The sequence below is a fragment of the Candidatus Thiosymbion oneisti genome, from assembly GCF_900092655.1.
Taxonomy (GTDB): Bacteria; Pseudomonadota; Gammaproteobacteria; order Chromatiales; family Chromatiaceae; genus Thiosymbion; species Thiosymbion oneisti.
In genome coordinates, this window is the sequence record NZ_FLUY01001030.1 from 1 (window position 1) to 5,000 (window position 5,000).

The following is a 5,000-nucleotide window of genomic DNA, read 5'->3' on the forward strand; positions in this document are numbered from 1 at the left end:
GATTCCGGCAATCCCTGCCGGAATGACGAGGGAGGGGTTGGCAGACTTCAGCATTTAGAATTTATCCACTACCCGAAAGGACTTTTGCGACACCCTCCCAAGGGGGCGAACGCAGCATTATTTTCGATTTTCTCGGTAAGTGAGGGCGGGTGTTTGGTCTGCCCGGAGATTCCGAGGAATAGGAGTTGAAGATGAATCGAGTCGGCTTCGTAGGATGGCGCGGCATGGTGGGTTCGGTGCTCATGGATCGGATGCGTGAGGAACAGGACTTCGCGGACATCGACGAGCCGGTCTTTTTTTCCACGTCCCAGGTCGGTCAGGATGGGCCGGACCTGGGCAGGGGCAGCGCCCCTCTGCAAGACGCCCGGGATCTCGACGCCTTGGCCGCCATGGATTTGGTGCTGACCTGTCAGGGGGGCAGCTACACGCAGGCGGTCTACCCGGATCTGAGAGCCAGGGGCTGGCGAGGCTATTGGATCGATGCCGCCTCGACCCTGCGCATGGCGTCCGACAGCGTCATCGTACTCGACCCGGTCAATCGCGAGGTCATCGATGTGGCCCTCGCCGCAGGCAAGCGGGATTTCATCGGCGGCAACTGCACGGTCAGCCTCATGCTCATGGCCCTGGGAGGGCTGTTCCGGCACGGCCTGGTGGAATGGGTCAGCGCCATGACCTATCAGGCCGCCTCCGGCGCCGGTGCCCAGCACATGCGTGAGCTCCTCGCCCAGATGGGTATCCTCCACGACAGCGTAACCGAGCTGCTGGCGGACCCCGCTTCCGCCATCCTGGACATCGACCGGGTGGTGACCGAGACCATGCGCGGGGCGCGATTTCCCACGGCCCGATTCGGCGTCCCCTTGGCGGGGAGCCTGATTCCCTGGATCGACACCCAGCTCGAGAACGGTCAAAGCCGGGAGGAATGGAAGGGCATGGCGGAGACCAACAAGATCCTCGGGCGCCAGGGCCGGCCCATCCCCATCGACGGTACCTGCGTGCGGGTCGGGGCCATGCGTTGCCACAGCCAAGGACTGACCATCAAGCTCAGCGGTGACATTCCGCTGGATGAGATCGAGGACATGATCGACTCCGCCAACGATTGGGTGACCCTGGTCCCCAATGAGCGGGAGGCTACGGTGCAGGCACTTTCGCCGGCGGCGGTCACCGGCACCCTGGAGATACCGGTGGGGCGGTTGCGCAAGCTAAATCTGGGCGAACGGTACCTCTCGGCCTTCACCGTCGGCGATCAGCTCTTGTGGGGAGCGGCCGAGCCCTTGCGCCGTATGCTGCGTTTGTTGCTCGAACCTTAATATGTCCAGCAGAGCAGTACCGAGGAATCATTTTTTGCCGCAAATGAACGCGAAATAGACGCAAATCGGATTTAGAGGCTGTCTGGTTAAAAGCAATCCTGAATGATTTGGCGCTGTTTGGGGGACCGGACGTGTTGCGGGTGCGATCCTGAATTATTCGGCGTTGTCCGGAGGGTTTGGCGTGTTGCGTTCGACGCCCAAAGGCTCGCTGATCGTCTGCTTGGGTCATGCCAGCGTCTTAACGCAACCTACACCCACATGACCTCCCGCGCGGCCTGCCCGCGCGGACCTCGCATTGCGTGTAGGTTGGGTTAGGCGCGCTGTCCGATCCCGAAGTACAGCGACGGAGCCGAACGCGCCGTAACCCAACACGCCGGACTTGTCCCGACGCAGGAGGGATCTTTTCCCTCCAGCCAACGCCAAATAATCCAGGACCACGCCCGGACAGGCACGGTGTCGAACGCGGCGTAACGCAACACGACGCTAGGATCCGTTTTAACCAAACAGCTTCTTAGGTCGTGCTTAACATGTAGTGGTCGTGTAATTCTCCCAGCGGGGGAAAAAGGTTTGACCCCCGCTATCTGTGGGTTGAGTTGAGCATTCTCAAGTTCGCATAAGATCATGCGTGTTCATTGCCGCTGTGGGAACTGGTCGTCGCAGCGTTCCATGAGGTAACACAGGCAATCCTGGCGAATGGCGGCCTCGTCACGGGTGAGCATGGCGGGCATTACCGGCAACTTCAGGCGCAGCTCGCCTTGGGCGATGGAGAAGTAACGGTCAGCGACATTCCTGCCTTGCTCGTCTCGGACCTCGAGCCGGACCCTCTGGTGCGCGTTCACGCGGCCAAGGGTAGTGCCGCGGGGCAGCTCCCGGAAGTTGAAGCGCTCCAGCTCCGGGCTTAACAGGATGTCGGCTTGCCCCGGTGGAAACCCGAAGCTCACGGCCTCCGGTATCTTGACTTGGGCGACGGTGTGGAAGAGGTCCATATCCCTGGAGACTACCGGGTGTTTCGGCAACGCGGATAGGTGCAGGCAGGCATCCAGATAGTCACGGGCGTGGTCCACGCCGTGCTTTTCCCCCTCCTTTCCGCACTCCAAGGTTACCGCCGGGCCCAGCCGACTCATGGCGAGGGATTGCACGCCGCAAGGTCGGGTGAAATAGACCAGGGTGCGGCTGAACAGGATTGCCAGGTGCAGATAGCGATTGTCCAGGACATTGACGCAACCATAGTGGGGGTTACAGCCGGTATTGCTGTGGATATCCACGCTGGCGAAGATGCCGCGTCGCCGCATGATGGCGACGACCTGTTGCATCATGGTGTGCTCCGGCGTGGGGGGGGATTCACAGCCGGGCCAGATCCGGTTGTAGTCGGGTTGACCCGGGAGACGGCGTACCCCTGAAGCGGCGGCGGAGACGTTGCCGATGAACAGACTCAGGGTGCGCGGTAGGCGCAAGGTACCGAAGCGTTTCCGGTAATCGGCGAGCAGGGAGCGCAGGGCGTTCCACCCCACCGGCTCGTTGCCGTGCAGGAGCACGGATACAAACAGGGGCGGCTCCCGGTCTCCGGGAAGATGGATCAGGGTCGGGCCGCCGAGCGCGGCCTCCAGGTCGCGGGGGCCGGTCTCCGCAAGACCGGCGGGGAGTGCGTGGAGTTCCTGCAGCATGTTTTAGTCTGGGGCCTGTCTGATTTACAGGTTCGTAGCGAGGGATCGGGCAGATGAATGATGAATGCGGAATGATGAATGATGAGGGAGATGACTGCTCCCGCATTCATCACTCATCACTCATCACTCATCATTCATCTGTGCTACGGAGTAATCAAAGGGGCCACTGGTGGACGGGCAGACCGGACTCCTGGTGCTCCAGATAGGCGGCGGTCAGGGCCGTCAGGTCGCGTCCATGCCGCGCGATCCAGGCCCGCTGCCAGGCAGACCCGGTTTGTCCGGTCCGCAGCCTGTCGGCGATGATGCCCAGCCACCGATCTATCTCTGAAGCATCGATGCCGAGCGCGGTCAGGCCCCGGCTCGCCCGGGGGAGAAGATCGTCCGTCAATACTTGCCGGAGGGTCGATGGACGCCTGTCGAGCCACTCCACTTCGGCGTCGAGTCCCTCACGCGCGGCCTGGTAAAAATTGCCTCTGGCGACGCTGAAGGGCAGGTGCCGCCGGGGGTGCGTGCCCTCCCCGGCAAAGGACTGGACGGTGCCGAAATAGAGGGCCGCGTTGGCGATGGCGTCCGCAATGCTAGGGCCGGCGGGCATGACTCGATGCTCGATCCGCAGATGGGGAGTACCGGCGGCATCGAAACCGATCAGCGGTCGGTTCCAGCGCCAGATGGTCCCATTGTGCAGACGCAGATGGGCGAGCCGCTCGGGAGGTTCGTCCATAACCTGCGGCAGCAGCACCGGGAAGCGATCCAGGTTGGCGTGGAAGCACTCGAGCACCGAGTCTTCCACATAGCGCAGTCCGAAGGTGGCCCGCTCGCGGAAAAAGGGGCCGCCCACTGAGAACGCCTGCTCGAACAGGGGAATGCGGCTTTCCTCCCACAGGTCGCAGCCGAATAGAAAGGGGGAGTTGGCGCTGACGGCCACCATGGGGGCGGCCAGTACCTTGGACCAGTTATAGAGTCGGCCCGCTTCCTCCGGGCTCACCTGCAGATGGATCTGGAAGGAGGTAGTAGCCGACTCCGTCATCACGTTCTGCGGTTCCAGGAACAAGTGATCTTTGCCCCGGATATTCAGGGTGAAGGGACGCCTCCGGCGCAGCTGGAGGATCTGTTCATTGAGTGCGCGGTAACGATTGAGCGGACTCATGTGCGCCATGTCGAGATGTTCCGGCCGCACCGTCGGCAAGATGCCGATCATGGCCAGTCGAGCATCGAGTCCGGCCGCAGCCTGTACACAGTGTTTCCAGGTGGCCTCCAGCTCTACCGCCAGTCGGCTCAGGGCGTCCCCCCGCAGGCGTTGTGGGGTACCGTTTATCTCGGCGTTGAAGGTAGCCAGCTCCGGCACAACCAGGGGGTCGGCCAGACGTTCCAGAAAGGACTCGACGATCGGGGCGGGACTCAGATCGGCCGCAACCAGATAGGCCTCGAGCTCGAAGCCTCCGACCTTGGGGGTCGAGGCAAAGACACCGTCCCGGAACCAGCCCTCCAGCAGCTCTGTTTCCTGGCGCAGGCGTATCCCAAAGGTCTCGAAGTCGGCTGGCGTAAAGTGGGATGTATCGATTTCCTGGCCCATGATATTGACCGAAGACTAGCGAGGCTTCGCCTCAGACCGACGAGGCGTGAATTTTTTGTGCAGTGCAAAAACTTGACCCATTTGTTAAAGATGCGGGTCCATCAAGGAATCCCATAAGGAATCCCAGTACAGCGATACCCAAGTACCGATAACATGAGAATCATTTTTTTCCGCAAATGAACGCGAATCAACGCAAATCGATTGCAATCGGCTCGTCATCATCGACGATTCTTGGTCCATTTTCTCGTTCCCACGCAGCGCGTGGGAACGAGAGAACGAAATCCGTTTCCGGGGGACCGGGCTTACTACGAATCACCGCGCTTCAGCATTCGGTCGAGCGCCTGTAAACGCTCCGGCGTGCCGATGTCGAGCCAGCGGCCTGCATAGTGTTCGCCGCTCACCAGACCGCGTTCCATCGCGGCGCGCAGCAGGGGGGCCAAGGGAAAGGCCCCGCCC

At 61.6% G+C, this 5,000-nt stretch carries 4 protein-coding genes (1 of these 4 running past the window's edge); 1 reads left to right on the forward strand and 3 read right to left on the reverse strand.

Going from position 1 to position 5,000, the window contains the following annotated elements; translation table 11 throughout:
* Nucleotides 1-191 precede the first annotated feature (191 nt).
* Entirely contained in the window at nt 192-1,307 is a 1,116-nt protein-coding gene (gene asd, locus BQ17_RS10620; RefSeq protein WP_089726888.1) for an aspartate-semialdehyde dehydrogenase, read from the forward strand.
* Nucleotides 1,308-1,936: 629 nt separating this feature from the next.
* Here the strand turns inward: asd and BQ17_RS10625 are convergent.
* From BQ17_RS10625 to murU, 3 genes are all read right to left on the reverse strand, one after another.
* Complete coding sequence (locus BQ17_RS10625; RefSeq protein WP_089726890.1) at nt 1,937-2,971, reverse strand: M14 family metallopeptidase; 1,035 nt, start codon at nt 2,969-2,971, stop codon at nt 1,937-1,939.
* Between the two features lie 154 nt (nt 2,972-3,125).
* Nucleotides 3,126-4,544, reverse strand: coding sequence for a glutamate-cysteine ligase family protein (locus tag BQ17_RS10630; RefSeq protein WP_089726892.1), 1,419 nt, complete (start codon nt 4,542-4,544; stop codon nt 3,126-3,128).
* Nucleotides 4,545-4,849: 305 nt separating this feature from the next.
* Nucleotides 4,850-5,000: the 3' portion of an N-acetylmuramate alpha-1-phosphate uridylyltransferase MurU gene (gene murU / locus BQ17_RS10635; protein WP_089726894.1), read on the reverse strand. It continues 518 nt past the right edge of the window; only the last 151 of its 669 coding nucleotides appear in the window; its start codon lies off the right edge, out of view; it ends in the stop codon at nt 4,850-4,852.